Raw genomic sequence first — 17,521 nt, forward strand, 5'->3', positions numbered from 1 at the left:
GGGTCCACTCTACGGGAGAGTTGAACCCGTTCAAAAGGTGGGGGCGTGGGTGGTGCGGGTCACGGTGTGCGTCGGGCGAGGTAGACGAGGTCGGGTTCGCCGTGGGCGGCGGGGACGGGGTGGGCGGTGATGTCGGTGAAGCGGCTGCGGAGGCGTCGTTCGAAGGCGGGGGAGGCGGCGGCGCTCCAGACGGCGAGGATGCCGTGGGGGTTGAGGCGGGTGGCGAGGAGGTCGAGGCCGTCGGTGTCGTAGAGGTCGGCGTTGTCGTCGGTGACGGTCCAGTCGGGGCCGTTGTCGATGTCGAGGCAGAGGGCGTCGAAGGTGCGGGTGGTGGTGCGGAGCCAGGTGGTGAGGTCGGCGTTCTCGAGGTGGACGCGGGGGTCGTCGAGGGCGCCGTGGGTGTGGGGGCGCAGGTGGGTGGTGTGCCAGGCGATGACGGCGGGTTCGCGTTCGATGACGGTGATGGTGGCGGTGTGGGGGTGGTGGGTGGCGGCGGTGAGGGAGAAGCCGACGCCGAGGCCGCCGATGAGGATGTCGGCGGGTGGGGTGAGGCGGTCGAGGGCGGCGGTGACGAGGAGGCGTTCGGAGGTGCCGTCGCGGGTGTCCATGAGGAAGACGCCGTTGCTGATGATCTCGTGGTGGGGGCCGCTGCGGCGGAGGACGATCTCGCCGGCGATGCCGGGGGCGCGTTCCAGGGTGACCGGGGTCTGGTCGGTGGAGGCGGTGGGGTCGTAGGGGTGGTGGGCGTTCATCGAGGTCAGCCTAGCGGAGGGGTCGGATCTTGCGTGGGTGTCGGGGGGTTCGCGCGGGTGCTGGAACGGGTGGGGGTCAGCCGAGGAGGCTGAGTTGTTGTGGGCCGGGTGGTGGGGGTGCGGGGGTGGGTCCTCGGTGGCGTGGGTGGGGGTCGATGCCGTGTCGGCGGGCCAGGTCGCGGACTTGGCGGGTGATGCGTTCTTGGTAGGCCTTGGGTGCGTAGGCGCCGCGGGCGTACAGGCGTTGGTAGGGGGCGATGAGTTCGGGGTGGTGGCGTTGGAGCCAGGCGAGGTACCACTCGCGGGCGCCGGGGCGCAGGTGCAGGACGATGGCGGTGATGGAGGTGGCGCCGGCGTCGGCGGCTTGGCGGACGGTGTCGGCGAGGTGGCGGGGGGAGTCGGTGAGGTAGGGGAGGACGGGGCCCATGAGGACGGCGCAGGGGATGCCGGCGTCGTTGAGGGTGGCGCAGACGTGGAGGCGGGTGCGGGGGCTGGGGGTGCCGGGTTCGGCGAGGCGCCAGAGGTCGGGGTCGGTGGATCCGATGGAGACGGCGGTGGTGACGGTGGTGCGTTCGGCGGCTTGGAGGAGGAGGGGGAGGTCGCGGAGGATGAGGGAGCCCTTGGTGAGGATGGAGAAGGGGTTGGCGGTGTCGGTGAGGGCGCGGAGGATGCCGGGCATGAGCCGGTAGCGGCCTTCGGCGCGTTGGTAGCAGTCGACGTTGGTGCCCAGGGCGATGGGGTCGCCGCGCCAGGTGGGGGCGGTGAGTTCGCGGTGGGCGAGTTCGGGGGCGTTGACCTTGACGATGACGCGGTTGTCGAAGTCGGCTCCGGCGTCGAGGTCGAGGTAGGTGTGGGTGTTGCGGGCGAAGCAGTAGACGCAGGCGTGGGAGCAGCCGCGGTAGGGGTTGATGGTGCGGGTGAAGGGGACGCGGGAGGCGGCGGGGACCTTGTTGATGAGGGTGCGGGCGTGGATCTCGTAGAAGGTCATGCCGGCGAAGGCGGGGGTGTCGAAGGTGCGGGTGACGGCGCCGCGTTGGATGAGGGGTACGGGCCCGGGCGTGGTGTCGGTGGCGGTGTCGGGTTCGCCGGTGAGGCGGAGGTGGTCCCATCGCATGTCAAAGCCCCCTTTTCGAACGCCTGAACGATAGAACACGCGTTCGAGTTTGGCAAAATTCGGGGCCGTCGACCTCCTGGGGGCGGGTGGGGGAGGGTCGGTGGGCGTGTTCCGGCCGTAGCACGCGCGGGTCTGAGTAACAATCGATGGCTATGGCATGGCTATCGGGGAACAAAGGACGCGCAAAGGTCATATCGGCCGTGGTGGCGTCGGGTCTGCTCGCCGGATGCACCTCCGCCGCCGGCGGGGACGGCCGTCGCGCCGACGCTCCCGTCGCGGGCGGCGTCGCCGAGTGCACGAAGGCCGAGGCCCCCGGAGACTCCCGGGACCGGCAGACGCGGGCGATGTGGATCGCGACCGTCGCCGGCATCGACTGGCCGGGGGATCCCGGCCACTCCGTCGCCCGTAAGAAGTCCGACTACCGCAAGATGCTCGACCGGGCCAAGGCGCTCGGCGTCAACGCCGTGTTCGTGCAGGTCCGTCCGTCGGCGGACGCGTTCTACAAGTCCCCGTACGAGCCGTGGTCGCGGTGGATCTCCGGCCGGCAGGGCCGGGACCCGGGGTTCGACGTGCTGGACTTCTTCGTCAAGGAGGCCCACGCGCGGGACCTGGAGTTCCACGCGTGGTTCAACCCCTACCGGGTCGGTCGCGGCACCGACCGCACCCAACTGCACCCCGACAACCCGGCCCGCCGGAACCCGTCGTGGGTGCGGGCCTACGGCGACGGCCTGTGGTACGACCCGGGGATCCCGCAGGTGCGCGAGCTGACCACCAAGGTGGTCATGGACGTCGTGCGCCGGTACGACATCGACGCGGTGCACTTCGACGACTACTTCTACCCGTACCCGGAGTCGGGGGACTTCCCCGACGGGGCCACGTACAAGCGGTACGGCGGCGGCAAGAGCAAGGGCGACTGGCGGCGCGGCAACGTCGACACCCTGGTGAAGGGCCTGTCGGAGCAGATCCATCGGGCCAAGCCGTGGGTGCGGTTCGGGATCAGCCCGTTCGGGGTGTGGCGCAACAAGCGCACGGACCCGGCGGGGTCGGCCACGGCCGCGCTGCAGAGCTACGACGACATCTACGCCGACACCCGCAAGTGGGTCAAGGAGGGGTGGGTCGACTACGTCACCCCGCAGTTGTACTGGGAGATCGGGCACCGTACCGCCGACTACCGGCCGCTGGTCGAGTGGTGGGCGCGGCTGGTCAAGGGCACCGGGGTGGAGTTGACCATCGGGCAGGCGTCCTACCGTGCGGGGGAGGCGGGCGCGTGGCGCGACCCCGCCGAGCTGTCGCGGCACCTGACGTTGAACGAGCGGTTCCCGGAGATCCGCGGTGACGTGTACTTCAGCGCCAAGGACCTGATCGGCGACCGGGGCGGGTCCACCTCCCGGCTGCGCAGGGACCACTACGCGACGGCGGCGATCCCGCCGCCCGTCGACGGCGGCAGGCGACCCGCCCCCGCCGGGAAGGTCACCGCGTCCGCCGACGCCGGGGGCGTCCGGGTCCGCTGGCACCTGTCCCCGTCGGAGCGGGCCACCTCGTACGCGGTGTACCGGGTCGACGGCAAGGCCGAGCGGTGCGCGCCGGTCCCGACCGATCGGCTGTTGGTGACCACGCGCGGCGCGGGGATCGTGGACCCGACCGCCGCGGCCGGCAAAACGTACACCTACTACGTCACGGCCCTGGACCGGCTGCATCACGAGAGCGCCCCGGCGCGGGGCGCGACGGTGACGGCAGCCCGCGGCTAATGATCTTGAAGCCGGGGGAGATAGAAGTCACCCGCCCCCACCCCCGGAGGTTCGCATGGCGCTGTCGATGGAGGAGCAGCGGATTCTCGCCGAGATCGAGACCCGCCTGGCACAGGACGACCCCGGGCTGGCCGGGCGGCTGTCCGGAATGACCCGGGCGCGGCGCCGCCGCCGGGTCCGGCGGGGCGCGACCGCCGTGGCGGCCGTCGTGCTCCTGGTGCTGGTCGTCATGGCTGTGACGTAGGCGGTGACGCGGCGCGCCGCGGGCCCCCGGCGGCGGGGGCCCGGACGACGGAGGGCCCCGGCGGGATCGCTCTCGCCGGGGCCCTGCACGTCGGGGCCGGTGTGATGGTCGCCTCACGGCGAAAGGCACAACGCGGCTCCGGCCGGGCCCTTGCGGGCCCGCGGTATTCCGCGAAGGCGACTGGTGCGGCCCGGGGGACACATGCCACACCGGCACCATCCACCATAACCGCATCCCCGCCGCGCCCATTCCCGCGGCCCGACGCGACCCGGAGCGCGGCCGGGCCGTCCCGGGGTACGCGGCCGGTGGTCCGCGGCGGGACCTGACCGGCGGGTGACGCTGTTGTAGAGCGCGGGTGCGGCCGGGCGACGGCGGCGCACCCGATCGGGCGGCGGAGCGTCCCCTTTGTCGACGGGAAAACCGGGCCCGGCGGCCGAACGGGGACGGCGGGCCGGCGTCGCGGGGACGGAACGCCGATCTTCCCCCGCGGCCACATCTGGTCCGGGGCCCCCATCGCCCGGCCCCCACCGGGAACAAGCCCGGAGGGGGACCGCCGAGACGAGGAGTGCGGATTGGGAACCAAGCGGCTCGGGGCCGACGGGCGGACCCCGCACGGCGCGTGGGCCGGCGCGGCGGCCACCGGGCAGACCCCGACACACCCCACGACGCACCCCACGGGACAGTGGACCGGGCACGCCGCGGGCCCCGGCGCCGCCCCTCCCACCGGGCCCACCGGGCCTGGTGGACCGGTCGGCGGCCCCGGGGGCCCGGTCGGTGCGCCCGAGGGCGTGCGCGAGGTGTCGTGGGAGCTGCCCGGCGAGGTCGGGTCCGCCGCCCGCGCCCGTGCCCTCACCCGCCGTGCGCTGTTCCTGTGGAGGGCCGAGGCCCCCGCCGACGTCGATGACGTCGTCCTGATGGTCGACGAACTGGTCGCCAACGCCATCATCCACGGCGGCGGCCGCGTCCTGCTGCGCCTGCGCCTCGACGGCTCCGCGTTGACCTGCGAGGTCGCCGACGACAGCCCCCTGATCCCCCGCCGGGCACGGCGCGACGCGGGGCCCGGCGACTGGGCGGAGACCGGCCGCGGGCTCCTGCTCGTCGCCGCCCTCGCCGACGACCACGGCACCCGCCCCCACGGCCGCGGCAAGGCGGTCTGGTTCACCCGCCCGCTGTCACGCGCCGGCCCACCCCCCACCGCCGACACCCTCCCACCACGCACCGGCGAGCCCCACGCAGCCCGCTGAAAACGACCGCTCCCCGCCCGTCGAGAGCACCGCGCCGCGTCGGCGACGCGGCCCGGCCCCGCTCACCGCACCCGGTCCACGGCCCGCCGACACGGCCGCCCGGGTCGGGGCGGGTCACCAGTCGCGGGCGGCGACGAGTGCCTCCAGGTCGGCCTCGGGGAACCCGTAGGTCGACGCCACGAACCAGAAGTCCTCGGAGATCACCTCGCGGGCGAAGGTCTCGATCTCGCTGCCGGCGGCCCACAGCTCCTCGTCCAGGGCGTTGAACGCCTCCGTCGCCACGCGGGTGAGCGCGTACAGCGTCTCCAGGTCCGGCGGTCGTTCGGTCTCGATCCGTTCGCACAGGGTCAGCAGGATCGCCTTTCCCTTGGCCACGAGGTGATCGGGGTAGTAGGCGTCCCCGTCCAGGGCCTTGAGGAAGGCGTGGTCGGTCACTCGCGCGTCGGTCGGCGCCATGGTCGTCTCCCGTTCTCGTCGTCGATCGGTGATCCCATGCCGCGCCGGCCCGCCGACGGAGACCGACGGAACCGGCCCGGTCGGGCCTCATCGGTGCAGGGGGCAGTCGGTGACCTGCGCCGAGGGTCGTGCGTCGCGGGCGTGGGGGCCGCCGGGCAGGCGGTCGAGGTGCCACTCGATGTGCGCCAGCGGGCCGCCCCGGCCGGCGAGCAGGTCCGCGAGGGGGCGCGTCGCCGGTGCCGCCGCGGGGTCGGGCAGGGCGCCCCGCCACAGGGCGGCGTCGCAGCGGCCCGCCCACCGGGACGCCGCGTGCAGGATCATGTGCAGGTCGCGGGCGATCTCGGCGAGCGAACGGGGCGCCATCGCGTCCTGGATCATCCGCTCCCGCGCCGGGAACGGCACGTCGTCGTCGAAGGCGTCGGGGAACGGCGGGCGGTCGCCGTCGAACTCCAGGTCCGCGCCGGTGGCGACGGCGCGGACGGCGGCGACCTGCCAGCGGGTCCACTCCGCCAGATGGCCGAGCACGGCGCGGGCGGCGGCCGTGCCCTCGCCGCCGGACCGCAGCGCGGCGAGCAGGTCCGTCAGCCGCCCCGACACCTCGCGCAGCCGGCCCAGCGTCCACGCGCGGCCCGCCGCGGCCGTCCCGCCCCGGCGCGTCCCGGCGGGGGCGGGTTCGTCGGCGGGGCGTCGGGGGAGCGGCACCCGCAGCAGCGCCGGCAACTCGTGCGGCTCCCGCGGCGCCGCCGTCCGGCCGGTCAGGTACGCCGCGCCCACCCGGTCGACGCGGAACAGGCGGGGGCCCTCGCGCGTCCGGCACCAGCCCATCAGGTATTCGCCGTACGGGGCGGTGACCAGGCCGTGCGCCTCCACGTCCCGGCGGGTGCGGGCGCCGGACGCGCCCGTGTAGTCCAGCCGCACCACCCGGCGGCCGCGGACCGCCTCGGTGAGGGTGTCGCGGACGGGCGCGACCAGCGACGACGCCTCCGTCGACACCGAGGGGGCCGTCGGCGTCCGCACCGAGTACCCGCGGCCCCGTTCGACCAGCAGCGGCAGGCCGGCCCGCGCGAGCATCCCCAGATCGCGGCGGACCGTGGACTGGCTGACGGCCAGGCGCCGCGCCAGCTCCGCCGCCGGGACCGGCGCGGGCGACGCGCCGCGCAGCTCCGCCACCAGGGCCAGCAGCCGGTCCGCGCGCGTCATGCCCCCATGGTGACAAATCCCGGCGACAAAACCCCGCGACGCGCGCGGGATCGGGCGTTTCGGTCAGTGCGGGGACAGCTCCGCGGTCAGCCCCTGGAAGTCCGCGCCGGTCAGGGTGAGCGCCGCCGCGCTCCCGATCGCCTGCGTCTCGGCGGCCCGGCCCAGGTTGCGGGTGCAGGCCCGGTCCAGGTACGCCTCGATGAGCCGGGCGTTGGTCAGCCGGCCCCGGCCCCGCAGCGTCCCGATGTCGCGGCCGACGACGTCCCAGGCGTCGACGTCCAGCCGCAGCCGTCGTTCCTCGGCCAGCAGCGCCAGCAGCGCCGTCCGCGTGGCGGTGTCGGTCAGGTCCGGCATCCGCACCGCCCGCATGTCGGTGATCACCTCGGGGGCGGCGGCCGACAGCGCCGCGAACCGGGACGGTTCGCAGGTGGCCAGCAGCGCGGTGTCGCTGACACCCTCGGCGCGCGCCCGGTACAGGACCGTGGCGAACGCGGCGCCGTGCGGGTCGTCGAGCAGCAGACCGTCCAGGTCCTCCAGCAGCAGCGCGTGCCCGGCGTGCTCGGCCAGCACCGCCCGGAGCCCGTCGGGGCCGCGGTGCCGGACCTCGTCGACGTGCACGCTGCGCAGTTGCCCGCTGCTGACGTCCACGTCCGCGAGGGCCCGCGCCACCATCCGGCCCAGCCGCCGCTGTCCCGTGGACGCCTCGCCGATCAGCAGCAGCGCCGGCATCGACGCGCTGGAGACCTCCTGGCCGCGCAGCCGCTGCGCCCACTTGCCGCGCCGGCGGACCTCGGTGACCAGCCGGTCGATGTCGTCGAGCCCGCCCAGGAACCGGATGCCGTACGCCTCGGCGACCGGGACGCCGCCCGGCGGCTCCCGCCGCGCCGGGTCGGGCAGCGGGTCCGGCAGCGGCGGCGGGGCCGTGGGCTGCGGCGGGTACGCGGTCGTCTCGGGCGCCGGGCCCGGCGGGTGGAACGCGGTCTCCGCCGACGACGGCCACGGCGGCGGAGACGGCGGGACCGCGGGGGCCGGGGCGGAGGGCGCGGGTTGGCGCACGGTGGGCGGGTACGGGTCGTCGTCCACGGGCGCGGGCGCCGGGGGAGCGGGCGGCGGCCCGGCCCTCGTCGGCGCCGACGGCGGCACCGCGGGGGCGTCCTGCGCGAACGCGGCCGGGGACGCCGGCTCCGCCCAGGGGTTTGCGCCCGGGTCCGGCGCGAACGGCGCCGGTGACGTCGGTCGCGGCCACGGATCCCCGCCCGGACCGGAACCCGGGCCGAGGTCCGGGCCCGAGTCGGGCGCGGCGGGGCCGTGCGGCGGCGCGGGCGGCGGGAACCCGTGATCGCCGTCCCGGGAGCCCCCGGGGGTGTCGGGGCGGGCGGGCGGCGGATCCGTCCGCGCCTGCGGGGCGGGGTGGTCGGCGGGCGGCCCGGCCTCGGGGGCCGGGGCGGGGCGGGGGGCGGCGGCGCGTTCGGAGGCCATGTGGGCGCGGGCCGCCTCGATGATCTGCCAGGGGGTCAGCTCGCCCGTGGACGGCGGCTGCGCGGCGGCGGCCTCCGTGAGGGCGGCGCCCGCGGCCGCCGCGACCGCGAACCCGCTCGGCGGCGGCGGGGACTGCGCGAGGCGGCACCAGGTCAGCCCCAGCGTGTAGGAGGTGACCAGCAGCTCCTCCAGCGCGCCGGGGTCGCCGCGCAGCTCGTCGGGCAGCCGGCCGTCGCGGGGCCACAGCCGACGGCCCGGATGCCGCGGGTCGCCCAGGACGGCCCGGACGGTGCGGGCGCCGTCGGGGTCCAGCCACGGCAGCACCGCCGGCGCGGCGGCGGGGGCGGCCTGCAGGTCGGCGGCCAGCAGCGCGACCGCCGAACGGCGGACCTCGTTGTGGTCCAGCGGCCCGCCGTGCAGCCGCGCCACGGTCTGCTGCAGGTCGTACAGGCCCAGGCGCAGGAACTCCCCGGGCGCGGCGTCGCGGACCATCGGCAGCGCGAACTCGGCGGGGCAGCGGCGCCGCCACTCCTGCAGCACGGCGGCGGGGCCGTAGCGGACGGTGGCCATGTCGTGCTGGACCAGCGGCAGCGTCGCGGCGGTGATGGCGGCCAGGGCGTCGGCGCCGGGCCGGAACCGCGGGTCGTCGCGCAGTCCGGAGGCGACCTCGTGCATGACGCGGACGAGCATCGCCGCGCCCGTCCAGTCGCCGGCGCCGAGGCGGGCGATGTAGTACCCGGCGAGGGTGGAGAAGTCCGGCGGCGTCATCCACCGCAGCCGGTCGGCGGGGGTGGTGAGGTAGGGCGCGAACAACGCGATCATCGGGTGCGTGTCCAGCGCCACGGGCGCGCCCGCGCACCACAGCAGTGCCCCCCACGCGGCGGCCAGGGTGCTGGGGGTGTGCGGCTGGAACGTCGGGTCCTGCAGGGCGAACTGGGCGACGTTGACGCCCAGGGCGTTGATCTGCGCCTGCTGCAGGCGGGCGACGGCGGCCGGTTCGGGGGGCGCGCCGAGGAAGCCGCCGGAGGCGACGCGTCCGGCGGCCAGGTCCGGGCCCGTGGGCAGGAGCTGCGGGGGGACCGGCGGGTTCCCGGCGCCGCGCGGGGCCTGGAAGACGCGGCGGCGCGAGCCGGGGTCGGCGGGGGGCGGGCACGGCTGCCAGCCGCCGTCCAGGCCGCACCGGTACCAGCGGGCCCACGCGCCGAACAGCCACCACTCCCCGGCGCCGGCCAGCATCCGGGAGGTGATCGCCTCGGCCCGCTGCTGCGGCGGGGCGGCGTTCCACCAGGGCGCCGACGCCATGGCGCGGACCTCGGTCTCCACCGTCGAGAACGGATCGTCGGTCCCCGTGCCTCCGCCGGGCCCGGGCCCGGCCGCCTGCCAGCTCACGTGGCGATCCTAGTCGCCCGCCGGCGGCCGCCGCGGCCGGGCGGATGATCTCCCACCTGGATGTAATGACCGTGATGTCGCTATGCTCATGATTCGTCCGGAGGGTCACGAGAAGGCGGGGAACGACGGGTGGCGCGCACGAAGACCTGGGGCCTGGCCCTGGCCGTCCTGTCCTCGGTCTGCTTCGGGGCGTCCGGGCCGTTCGGCAAGGCCCTCATCGGCGCCGGACTCGACCCCCTGCAGGCGGTGTGGATCCGCATCGCCGGGGCGGCCCTCGTCCTGGTCCCGCTGGTGCTCGTCCTGCACGGCCGCGGCGTCCTGGCGGCCGTGCGCCCGCACTGGCCGCAGTTGGCCGCCTACGGCGCCGTCGCCCTGGCCGCCTGCCAGGCCCTGTACTTCGTCGCCGCGTCCCGGCTCCCGGTCGGGATCGCGATCCTGCTGGAGTTCACCGGCCCCGTGCTGGTCCTGATCTGGATCCGGACGGTGCGGCGCACCCGCGTGCACCGCAGCGCCGCGCTCGGCGTCGGCGTCGCCATGGCCGGGCTCGCCTGCGTCGTGGAGATCTGGTCCGGCGTCGACCTGGACGCCCTCGGCCTGGCCGCCGGGCTCGGCGCCGCCGCCTGCCAGGCCGCCTACTTCCTCATGGTCGACCGGCTCACCGGCCGCGTCGACCCCCTCGTCATGACCGCCGCCGGCGCCGTCGTCGGCGCGGTCCTGCTCACCGGCCTGGCCGCCCCGTGGGCGATGCCCTGGCACGTCCTCGGCGACCCCGTCGCCGTCGGCGACCACACCGCCCCCGGCTGGCTGCTGGCCGCCTGGATCATCGTCGTCAGCACCGTGGTCGCGTACGCGACGGGCGCGGCCGCGGTGCAGCGGCTCTCCGCCCAGGTCGCCGGCGGCATCTGCTACACCGAGGCGGTCGCCGCGACCGTCATCGCCTGGGCCGCGCTCGGCGAGCGGCTCACCGACCCCCAACTCGTCGGCGGCGCCATCGTCCTGACCGGCGCGTTCATCGCCCAGCGCGCCGCCTCCGCGCCCGCCCTCGCCCCCGACACCGCACCCACCGCGCCTACCGCGCCCCTCGCGCCCGCCGTGCCGGCGGGGTCCGCGGGGTCCGTCGCCGCCCCGGCCCCCGAGGTCGCCGGGTGAACGCCCGCCGCGCCCGCGCGTCCTGCTCCGGGCGGGGTGTCGCGGCGGGCCGCCGACCGGGTGCCGTCCCGGCGGCCCCGCGCGTTCGTCCTCACCGCCGTGACCGCGCCGGCGGCGCCGGGCCCCGTCGCGACCGGCGGGCGTTCCCGGGCGCCCACGTCCGCCGCCACGACGTCGAGGGGCGCCCGCCCACCGCCGTGCCGCCGGTCCTCGCCGGCATCTGAAATCCCGGCCCCGAACCCGCCGCCGCCGCGCCCTCGACCCCGGACCCGTTCCCCCGCACACTCGAAGGACGTCCCGCCCGGGCCGCCGACCCCCTCTGCCGGCCCGGGCGGACGTCCCCGCCGTCCCCCGCGCGTGGGGGACGGCGGATCACGCGTCGCGCGGACGCCCGGACGGCGCACCGTCCGGGCGGCCCCCGATGCGCGACACGGCCAGGGCCCCCGCCCGGCAGCCCGCGGCGACCGCGTCCCCCTCGCCGAGGCCGGCCAGCGTCGCGGCCAGGAAACCGGCGGCGAACGCGTCGCCGGCCCCCGTCGAGTCCACCGCCCGCGCCGGCGTCGCCGCCACCCGCGCCACGACGCGCCCGCCGCGCGCCGCCACCGCCCCCTCGGCGCCCAGCTTGCACACCACCAGGTCGTAGCGGCCGCTCAGCCGCGCCGCCGCCTCCTCGGCCCCCGGCAGCCCGGTCAACTGCGCCGCCTCGTCGCGGTTGGGGAACAGCACCGCCGCGCCCTCGGTCGCCGCCAGGAACCGGTCCTCGCCGAACCCCGACAGGAACCCCGTCGACGCCGGGTCCACGCTGATCGGCACGCCCCGGAGGCGGGCACGCTCCGACGCCAGCCGCGCCAGCTCCCGGCCCGGGCCGGTGAACAGCGCGTACCCCGACAGGTGCAGCAGGCCGACGCCGTCCAGCAGCCCGTCGTCCCAGTCGCCCGGCCCCAGCAGCCCGCCCGCGCCCCGGTCGGTGAGCATCGTCCGCTCGCCCGACCCGTCCACCATCACGATGATCACCGCGGTGGGGTGGTCGGCGTCCACGCGCAGCAGCGGCCGCACCCCCGCCTGCGCCAGCAGCCCCCGGTGCCAGGCGCCGGTATCGGCGCCGACCCGGGCCAGCAGCCGCGCGTCGGCGCCCAGCGCCGCCGCCCACGCCGCGGTGTTCGCCGCCGACCCGCCCGGCCGCACCACGATGTCGGCCTCGGTGTCGGTGCCGGCGCGCGGCGGACCGCCGTGCAGCGCCAACACGTCGGTGACCACGTCCCCGACGACCAGCAGCCCCCGCCCCGCCGGAGCCGCGCTCATCGGGGCCCGGCCGCCCACGCCCCGGCGATCTCGGCGGCCAGCCGCACGTTCCCGCGCACCGCCGCCAGGTTCGCCTCCAGCGACGCGCCGTCGGTCCCCCGCACCAGCCGCTCCAGCAGGAACGGCGTGGCGGCCTGCCCGGTCACCCCCCGCCGCGCCGCCTCCGCCAGCGCCTCGGCCAGCACCCGATCGTGCAGCGCCGGGTCCAACTGCTCGGCGACCGGCACCGGGTTGGCGACCACCAGCGCCGCCGCCGGGCCGTCCAGGGCGTCCTGGGCGCGCATCACCGCCGCCACCCCCTGCGGCGACTCCAGCGTCCAGTCCACCGGCTCCCCGGAGTCGTGCAGATAGAAGCCGGGGAACGCGGCCGTGCGGTACCCGGCCACCGTCACGTTCAGGGTCTCCAGCCGCTGCAGCGTCGCCGGCACGTCCAGGATCGACTTCACGCCCGCGCACACCACCGTGATCCGGGTGCGGCTCAGCAGCGCCAGGTCGGCGGACTCGTCCCACGAGTCCGCCCAGCCCCGGTGCACGCCGCCCAGGCCGCCCGTCGCGAACACGCGCACGCCCGCCCGCGCCGCCAGGAACGCCGTCGCCGACACCGTCGTCGCGCCGCCCGCGCCCGTCCCCGCCGCCGGCGCCAGATCGCGGAACCCCAGCTTGCGCAGGCCCGGGTCGGCGGCGACCCGCTCCAGCGCGGCGTCGTCCAGACCGACCCGCGCGACGCCGTCCAGGACCGCGATCGTCGCCGGGACCGCCCCGCCGGCGCGCACCAGCCCCTCCAGCTCGCGCGCCACCTCCAGGTTCCGCGGCCGGGGCAGCCCGTGGGAGATGATCGTCGACTCCAGCGCCACCACCGGCGAACCCGCCGCGAGCGCGTCCGCGACCTCCTCCGACAACCGCAGCGCGGCATTCTCAACGGACGCGGGCATCAGCACTCCTCACCTCGTCGATCGACCGAAGAAACCATGGATGACCTGCGCAGACGCCATTCCCGCGGCCCGGGGCGCAACGGCCGTCGATCACCCTATCCCCGCCGTCCACCGCGCCGGAACCACAGGCGCGATCGAGAGACGGAGGGCCTGCAGGAGCACCCGCAGGGAGCCTCTGTGAGGCCGTTCGGGAGACGTTTGGGAGATGATCTTGGCGTGGGGTGTCGCTGTCAGGCGGCGACCAGCTCCGCCATCAGCGGCACCGCCGATGCCCGGCAGCGCATGCCCGAGCCGGTCGTGCAACAGCACGGACGGTATGCGGTCCTCGTCCATCCACACGCGCAGGCTATGCCGCATCCCGTGCGGAACCATGCCCGGAGCCGCCATCAGATGGCGCACGGGCAGCCACTGCGCCAGCCTGCGAGTCCTCGCGCTAAACGAGCCGAAACCATCCCCGAAGGGCGGGCGCCACCCGAGTTCTCCAACGCCCTCGGCGGCGCATCCGGGCCAGTCCGGGCGTGCGGTCCCAGCCGTTCGGGTGTCCTCCGTAATCCGCGCGCGGTGTCTGCGGTGTGGATCCAGTGGGGTCATTTGCGGAGAGCGGCCGGGTCGGCCGGCGAGACGAGGACGCGGCGGGGCCGCTCGGCCAGGAGCAGGGTCTTGCCGATGGCTTCGCGGACTCGTTCGGTGGCGGCAGGGGTGGGCTCGATGACCCCGACTTCCAGATCGAAGCCGACGTCGGGGAGCGGGATCAGCTGAACGTGCACCACTCCAGGGATGGTGGCCACCGCTTGGCGGACCGTGGTGAGGGATACCTTTTCGCCACCGACCATGATGACGTCTGACAGTCTTCCCAGGAAGTGCAGGTAGCCGTCGTCGATGTGGAATCGGTCGCCGGTCGCGAGCACACCGGGGCGCACCAGACCGCCATCGGGTGATCCGCCTCCGATCTTGCCGACCAGTGCCGTGTCGGTCTGTACCACCAACTCGCCCTGTTCCCTCAGCCATGTCCGCACGCCGGGCAGGGGCAGACCGACCGAGCCGTGGCGGGAGGCCGGCTCGGCGTGTGCGGCCAGCGTGGCGACCCGCGGTCCGGCTTCGGTCAGGCCGTAGGTGATGTACAGCTCTTTGCCGGGGCGGGCGGACAGCAGGTCGCCGACTTCTCGGGCGGTCAAGTGGTCGCCGCCGACGGTCAGCGTCCGCAGTCGGCCGGGCAGCCCGGGGTCGGGGAGCAGCCTTCTGACGATGGTCGGTGTGATCGATGAGTGGGTGACGCCGTGGTGGGCGATGGCGTGGCGGTAGTTGGTGGGGGAGAACGGCGGCCCGGTGACGACCACGCGGGCGTCGGCCAGATAGGCGGCCAGGACTTGCGCGACCATGGCGTAGGAGTAGAAGAGCGGCAGGTTGATCAGTATCGTGTCGTCGCTGGTCAGGCCGACTGATTTCCGATGCCGTGCTGCGTTGCGCAACAATGCGTCGACGGTGTGCAGGCAGGCGCTGGCCATCCCTGAGGTGCCCGAGGTCGACATCAGGACATGGCCGGGCGCGTACTGCTCTGGAACGCCATGGGCCAGAGGTCCGGGGGACGCCGGGTGCGGGGTGAGCAGGATGGCCTGGGCGTCGCCGACCTGCCGTGCCGGTCCGGTCTTGAAGCGCCGTGGGTCCAGTCGCCGTGCCAGGATCGCCCGCAGCTTCAGGGATCGGGCTTGTTCGCTGATCCGGACGGCGGGGGTGGCGGGGGAGACCAGCAAGGGCACCAGCCCGAGCAAGAGGGCTGACAGGTGCAGGCGGATCGTGCCGGGGGCGTTGGGCAGGGCCAGCAGGATTCCGCTGCCTGGGGGAAGACCGAGACGGGACAGAGCCTCCAGCGTGTCGTCCAGGTCGTGACCAGCGGGGTCGACCTGGGCCAGGAACTCGTTCACCCGGTTGGCTTGGAGTTCCATCAATCTTCTCCCGCGACGCGTCGGCAGGTGACGCGGTGGCCGGCGGAGGTCTGGCGATGGTCGACGACCATCACGAGGCGGGCCTGGCCCTGGGCCTGCCACTGCGAAGCCAGCGCTTGGGCCGTGCGTGCGGTGCCGGTGGGGTCGCCCAGCAGCACCATCGACGGTCCGCGGAGGCCGAGTCGGATGCAGCTGAGCCCGGCGAGGATGCCGGGGTTGGCGCCGGCGAAGCGAAGTGGCCTGATCCGCCCGCGTCGGGCTTCGACGGCGATGGTCTGGCAGGTCGGCAGGGTGGTGGCGGTGCTGGTCACAATGAGCGCGGTCGTGTCCGGATCGGGGTCGGGGGCGATGTCGGCCAGGGTCTGCGTGACGGCGGCCAGGATCATCCAGGCGATGGGGTCGGCGTAGAAGGAGGCCTTGTCGGCCGCGAACGATGCCGGGTCGCTGCTGGTGAGCGTGGTGGTCATCGGGCATCCTGCCGTTCGAAGGCCAGGCACGTGTTGAAGCCACCGAAGCCCAGCGTGAGGCTGAGTCCGATCCCGCCCTTGATCGCCGCTCCCTTGTCGCCGGGAAGGTTCAGCGATGGCACCGGGTCGGTGAGGTTGGCCACGGGGGGCACCCTGCGTTGCTTGAGCGCGAGGATGGTGCCGATCGCCTCGATCGCTCCCGTTGCGCCCAGGCTGTGGCCGAGCGCGCCCTTGGTCGCGAAGACCACCGGTCCGGATACACCGAAGAATTCGGCGAGACTGCGCGCTTCGACCTCATCGTTGAGCGGTGTCCCGGTTCCATGGGCGCTGACGACCGCGACCTGGTCAGGGCTCAGCCCGGCGGCGGCCAGGCACCGCCGCAACGTGGTGATCACACTGCTGCCGGTCGGATCGGGAGCGGTCAGCCCGTAGGCGTCGTTGGCCGAGCCTGAGCCGCGCAACGTCGCATGTACCCGCGCCCCTCGGGCGCGTGCAGAGGACGCGGACTCCAAGACCAGGAACGCGGCACCCTCACCCAGCATCGTTCCGTCGTGGTCGCTGTCGAAGGCACGCAACGCGGTGGGGCTCATCGTGGCCAGCACCGAGTGTCCGAGCCGTTTGGCCTCGGTCAAGATGTCCACCGCGCCGGTGACACAGGCGCGCAACCGGCCGCTGCGCATCAGCGCCTGGGCGGCGAGCAGCGTGTCGGTTCCGGTCGAGCACGCGGTCGAGACCATGACGGGCGGGTGGGCGGCGCCCACGCGGCGCGCGACCTCCCGGCACCAGTCGGCGGGGTCGTCGGTCTCCAGCAGCGCGCCGAAGCTGGTGCCCAGGACAAGACCGATGCGCGGGTCGGACAGGTCCAGACCGGCGGCGGCCTCCGACAGCACCTCGGTGGCCAGGTCCACCATGCGCTCTCCGGGTTTGCGGCCGTAGGGCGGGTCGGCGAGCGTGGCGGCCAGGTCGGCTCGCAGCCGGTGTCGGGACGGCACGACCGTGACACCGGTCTCACCGGCGCAGAGCCGGTCCCACACCTCAGCCAGGTCGCGGCCCAGCGGGGTGGACCACGCCATGCCGGTCACCACGGGGTCGGCGGTCACCATAGTTGCCGTCCCAGCGCGTCGACCGTCGTGCGGATCAGGTTGCTGCGGAAGGAGGCGACCGTCTTGTCCTCCACGGTGGCCGTGGCCGAGAAGAAGAAGACGTTGCCGTTGATCTTGTCTGCTCGCACATCGAAGACGACCCGGTCGCCGGGAACGACGATCTTGGTGAATCTGGCCTTGACCGATCCGATGAGTGTGATCTCCTCCTCCCGCAGGGGCGTGGTGGACATCTGATAGAGGATGATCCCCGACTGCGCGCAGGCCTGGATCAGGTGGCTGCCGGGGTAGATGGCGCGGTCGGGGAAGTGCCCGGCGATCGGGTCCAGGTTGCCCGAGACCGACAGCAGGCTCCGCAGGAACACCCCGGGCTCGTGGTCGAGGATCCGGTCGAGATAGATCATCGGGTGGCGGTGGCGCAGCCACTGCTTGAGTTCGGAGTATCCCAGGCTGCGCTGGGTGACTTCGGTCGTCATGTCGGCTCCTTGTCCGGATGGTCGGGGCCGGAGGGATCGGACAGCCGTTTCAGCGTGCGTCGAACCGTCGCGGGGAGCGGGCGGGGGCGTCCCGAGCGGAGGTGGACCGCCGCGAACCCGAGCCTGCCCACGGCGATATCGGTGCTCCCGTCGGGTTCCTGGCGGGCCAGGGTGACCGCGGCACGGAACTGGGCGCCGCCCACGTGCACGATGGCGGCCCACCCGGTGAGCCGGTCGCGGTAGTGAGTGGGCCGCAGGTAGCGGACGGTCAGTTCGGTCATGGCCAGCGCCAGGTCCTGCTCGGCGAGGTCGGTGAGACCGGCTTGGTGCTCTTCCAACAGGTCCAGCACGACCGTTTCCATCAGCGAGTTGTAGCGGCTGAAGTGGACGACTCCGCAGGAGTCGGTGTCGACGTGCTCCACGCGGTGCCGCAACCGCACGCCCATGGCGGGGGCGATGGCCACGGCATCCGGCTCCGAAGTGTGAGAGGTCACTCGTCCGGGCCTCTCCCTGCGGCCGGCGTCCG

General features: G+C 74.8%; 16 protein-coding genes. 4 read left to right on the plus strand and 12 right to left on the minus strand.

Annotated features, from left to right (window positions below):
* Window positions 1–59: 59 nt before the first annotated feature.
* Window positions 60–752, minus strand: coding sequence for a spermine/spermidine synthase domain-containing protein (locus DFJ69_RS29150; protein WP_116025553.1), 693 nt, complete (start codon window positions 750–752; stop codon window positions 60–62).
* A 76-nt stretch (window positions 753–828) separates the two neighbouring features.
* Window positions 829–1,866, minus strand: coding sequence for an Rv2578c family radical SAM protein (locus DFJ69_RS29155; protein WP_116025554.1), 1,038 nt, complete (start codon window positions 1,864–1,866; stop codon window positions 829–831).
* Between the two features lie 200 nt (window positions 1,867–2,066).
* On the opposite strand from DFJ69_RS29155, the gene DFJ69_RS29160 reads away from it, so the two are divergent.
* From DFJ69_RS29160 to DFJ69_RS29170, 3 genes are all read left to right on the plus strand, one after another.
* A complete protein-coding gene (locus DFJ69_RS29160; protein WP_245974625.1) occupies window positions 2,067–3,614 on the plus strand; it encodes a glycoside hydrolase family 10-like protein in 1,548 nt (515 codons plus the stop codon).
* Between the two features lie 55 nt (window positions 3,615–3,669).
* Window positions 3,670–3,858 (plus strand): DUF3040 domain-containing protein, encoded by a 189-nt coding sequence (locus DFJ69_RS29165; RefSeq protein ID WP_116025556.1) that lies wholly within the window; start codon window positions 3,670–3,672, stop codon window positions 3,856–3,858.
* Between the two features lie 572 nt (window positions 3,859–4,430).
* Window positions 4,431–5,102, plus strand: a complete 672-nt coding sequence (locus tag DFJ69_RS29170) for an ATP-binding protein (protein WP_116025557.1) — start codon at window positions 4,431–4,433, stop codon at window positions 5,100–5,102.
* A 114-nt stretch (window positions 5,103–5,216) separates the two neighbouring features.
* Here the strand turns inward: DFJ69_RS29170 and DFJ69_RS29175 are convergent, their stop codons facing one another.
* From DFJ69_RS29175 to DFJ69_RS29185, 3 genes are all read right to left on the minus strand, one after another.
* Window positions 5,217–5,558, minus strand: coding sequence for a DUF5713 family protein (locus tag DFJ69_RS29175; protein WP_116025558.1), 342 nt, complete (start codon window positions 5,556–5,558; stop codon window positions 5,217–5,219).
* 87 nt (window positions 5,559–5,645) lie between these two features.
* Complete coding sequence (locus DFJ69_RS29180; protein WP_116025559.1) at window positions 5,646–6,758, minus strand: WYL domain-containing protein; 1,113 nt, start codon at window positions 6,756–6,758, stop codon at window positions 5,646–5,648.
* Window positions 6,759–6,821: 63 nt separating this feature from the next.
* Window positions 6,822–9,626 (minus strand): hypothetical protein, encoded by a 2,805-nt coding sequence (locus tag DFJ69_RS29185; RefSeq protein WP_116025560.1) that lies wholly within the window; start codon window positions 9,624–9,626, stop codon window positions 6,822–6,824.
* Between the two features lie 129 nt (window positions 9,627–9,755).
* Between DFJ69_RS29185 and DFJ69_RS29190 the strand changes: the two genes are divergently transcribed.
* Entirely contained in the window at window positions 9,756–10,775 is a 1,020-nt protein-coding gene (locus DFJ69_RS29190; RefSeq protein WP_116025561.1) for an EamA family transporter, read from the plus strand.
* 372 nt (window positions 10,776–11,147) lie between these two features.
* Here DFJ69_RS29190 and DFJ69_RS29200 read toward each other — a convergent pair whose 3' ends face one another.
* The 7 genes from DFJ69_RS29200 to DFJ69_RS29230 form a co-directional block, all read right to left on the minus strand.
* The gene (locus DFJ69_RS29200; RefSeq protein WP_116026998.1) at window positions 11,148–12,077 is read right to left on the minus strand and encodes a carbohydrate kinase family protein; all 930 of its coding nucleotides are present in this window, start codon (window positions 12,075–12,077) and stop codon (window positions 11,148–11,150) included.
* Window positions 12,074–13,009, minus strand: coding sequence for a pseudouridine-5'-phosphate glycosidase (locus DFJ69_RS29205; protein ID WP_116026997.1), 936 nt, complete (start codon window positions 13,007–13,009; stop codon window positions 12,074–12,076). The genes DFJ69_RS29200 and DFJ69_RS29205 overlap by 4 nt, the downstream gene beginning before the upstream one ends.
* A 587-nt stretch (window positions 13,010–13,596) precedes the next feature.
* Window positions 13,597–14,952, minus strand: a complete 1,356-nt coding sequence (locus DFJ69_RS29210) for a class I adenylate-forming enzyme family protein (RefSeq protein ID WP_116025563.1) — start codon at window positions 14,950–14,952, stop codon at window positions 13,597–13,599.
* The gene (locus DFJ69_RS29215) at window positions 14,952–15,419 is read right to left on the minus strand and encodes a polyketide synthase (protein WP_116025564.1); all 468 of its coding nucleotides are present in this window, start codon (window positions 15,417–15,419) and stop codon (window positions 14,952–14,954) included. The genes DFJ69_RS29210 and DFJ69_RS29215 overlap by 1 nt, the downstream gene beginning before the upstream one ends.
* Entirely contained in the window at window positions 15,416–16,522 is a 1,107-nt protein-coding gene (locus tag DFJ69_RS29220) for a beta-ketoacyl-[acyl-carrier-protein] synthase family protein (RefSeq protein WP_211328837.1), read from the minus strand. Before DFJ69_RS29220 ends, DFJ69_RS29215 begins: the two co-directional genes overlap by 4 nt.
* Window positions 16,516–16,995: a 3-hydroxyacyl-ACP dehydratase FabZ family protein gene (locus DFJ69_RS29225; RefSeq protein WP_116025565.1), complete on the minus strand. Its 480-nt coding sequence runs from the start codon at window positions 16,993–16,995 to the stop codon at window positions 16,516–16,518. Before DFJ69_RS29225 ends, DFJ69_RS29220 begins: the two co-directional genes overlap by 7 nt.
* Window positions 16,992–17,489, minus strand: a complete 498-nt coding sequence (locus DFJ69_RS29230; RefSeq protein ID WP_170177826.1) for an acyl-CoA thioesterase — start codon at window positions 17,487–17,489, stop codon at window positions 16,992–16,994. Before DFJ69_RS29230 ends, DFJ69_RS29225 begins: the two co-directional genes overlap by 4 nt.
* Window positions 17,490–17,521: the final 32 nt, after the last annotated feature.

The organism is Thermomonospora umbrina, assembly GCF_003386555.1.
GTDB lineage: Bacteria > Actinomycetota > Actinomycetes > Streptosporangiales > Streptosporangiaceae > Thermomonospora > Thermomonospora umbrina.

Excerpts from the sequence above, each read along its gene's own strand:
- DFJ69_RS29150 (WP_116025553.1), bottom strand. The coding sequence starts at position 752 with ATGAACGCCCACCACCCCTACGACCCCACCGCCTCCACCGACCAGACC.
- DFJ69_RS29155 (WP_116025554.1), bottom strand. The coding sequence starts at position 1,866 with ATGCGATGGGACCACCTCCGCCTCACCGGCGAACCCGACACCGCCACC.
- DFJ69_RS29165 (WP_116025556.1), top strand. The coding sequence starts at position 3,670 with ATGGCGCTGTCGATGGAGGAGCAGCGGATTCTCGCCGAGATCGAGACC.
- DFJ69_RS29175 (WP_116025558.1), bottom strand. The coding sequence starts at position 5,558 with ATGGCGCCGACCGACGCGCGAGTGACCGACCACGCCTTCCTCAAGGCC.
- DFJ69_RS29180 (WP_116025559.1), bottom strand. The coding sequence starts at position 6,758 with ATGACGCGCGCGGACCGGCTGCTGGCCCTGGTGGCGGAGCTGCGCGGC.
- DFJ69_RS29200 (WP_116026998.1), bottom strand. The coding sequence starts at position 12,077 with ATGAGCGCGGCTCCGGCGGGGCGGGGGCTGCTGGTCGTCGGGGACGTG.
- DFJ69_RS29205 (WP_116026997.1), bottom strand. The coding sequence starts at position 13,009 with ATGCCCGCGTCCGTTGAGAATGCCGCGCTGCGGTTGTCGGAGGAGGTC.
- DFJ69_RS29210 (WP_116025563.1), bottom strand. The coding sequence starts at position 14,952 with ATGGAACTCCAAGCCAACCGGGTGAACGAGTTCCTGGCCCAGGTCGAC.
- DFJ69_RS29215 (WP_116025564.1), bottom strand. The coding sequence starts at position 15,419 with ATGACCACCACGCTCACCAGCAGCGACCCGGCATCGTTCGCGGCCGAC.
- DFJ69_RS29220 (WP_211328837.1), bottom strand. The coding sequence starts at position 16,522 with ATGGTGACCGCCGACCCCGTGGTGACCGGCATGGCGTGGTCCACCCCG.
- DFJ69_RS29225 (WP_116025565.1), bottom strand. The coding sequence starts at position 16,995 with ATGACGACCGAAGTCACCCAGCGCAGCCTGGGATACTCCGAACTCAAG.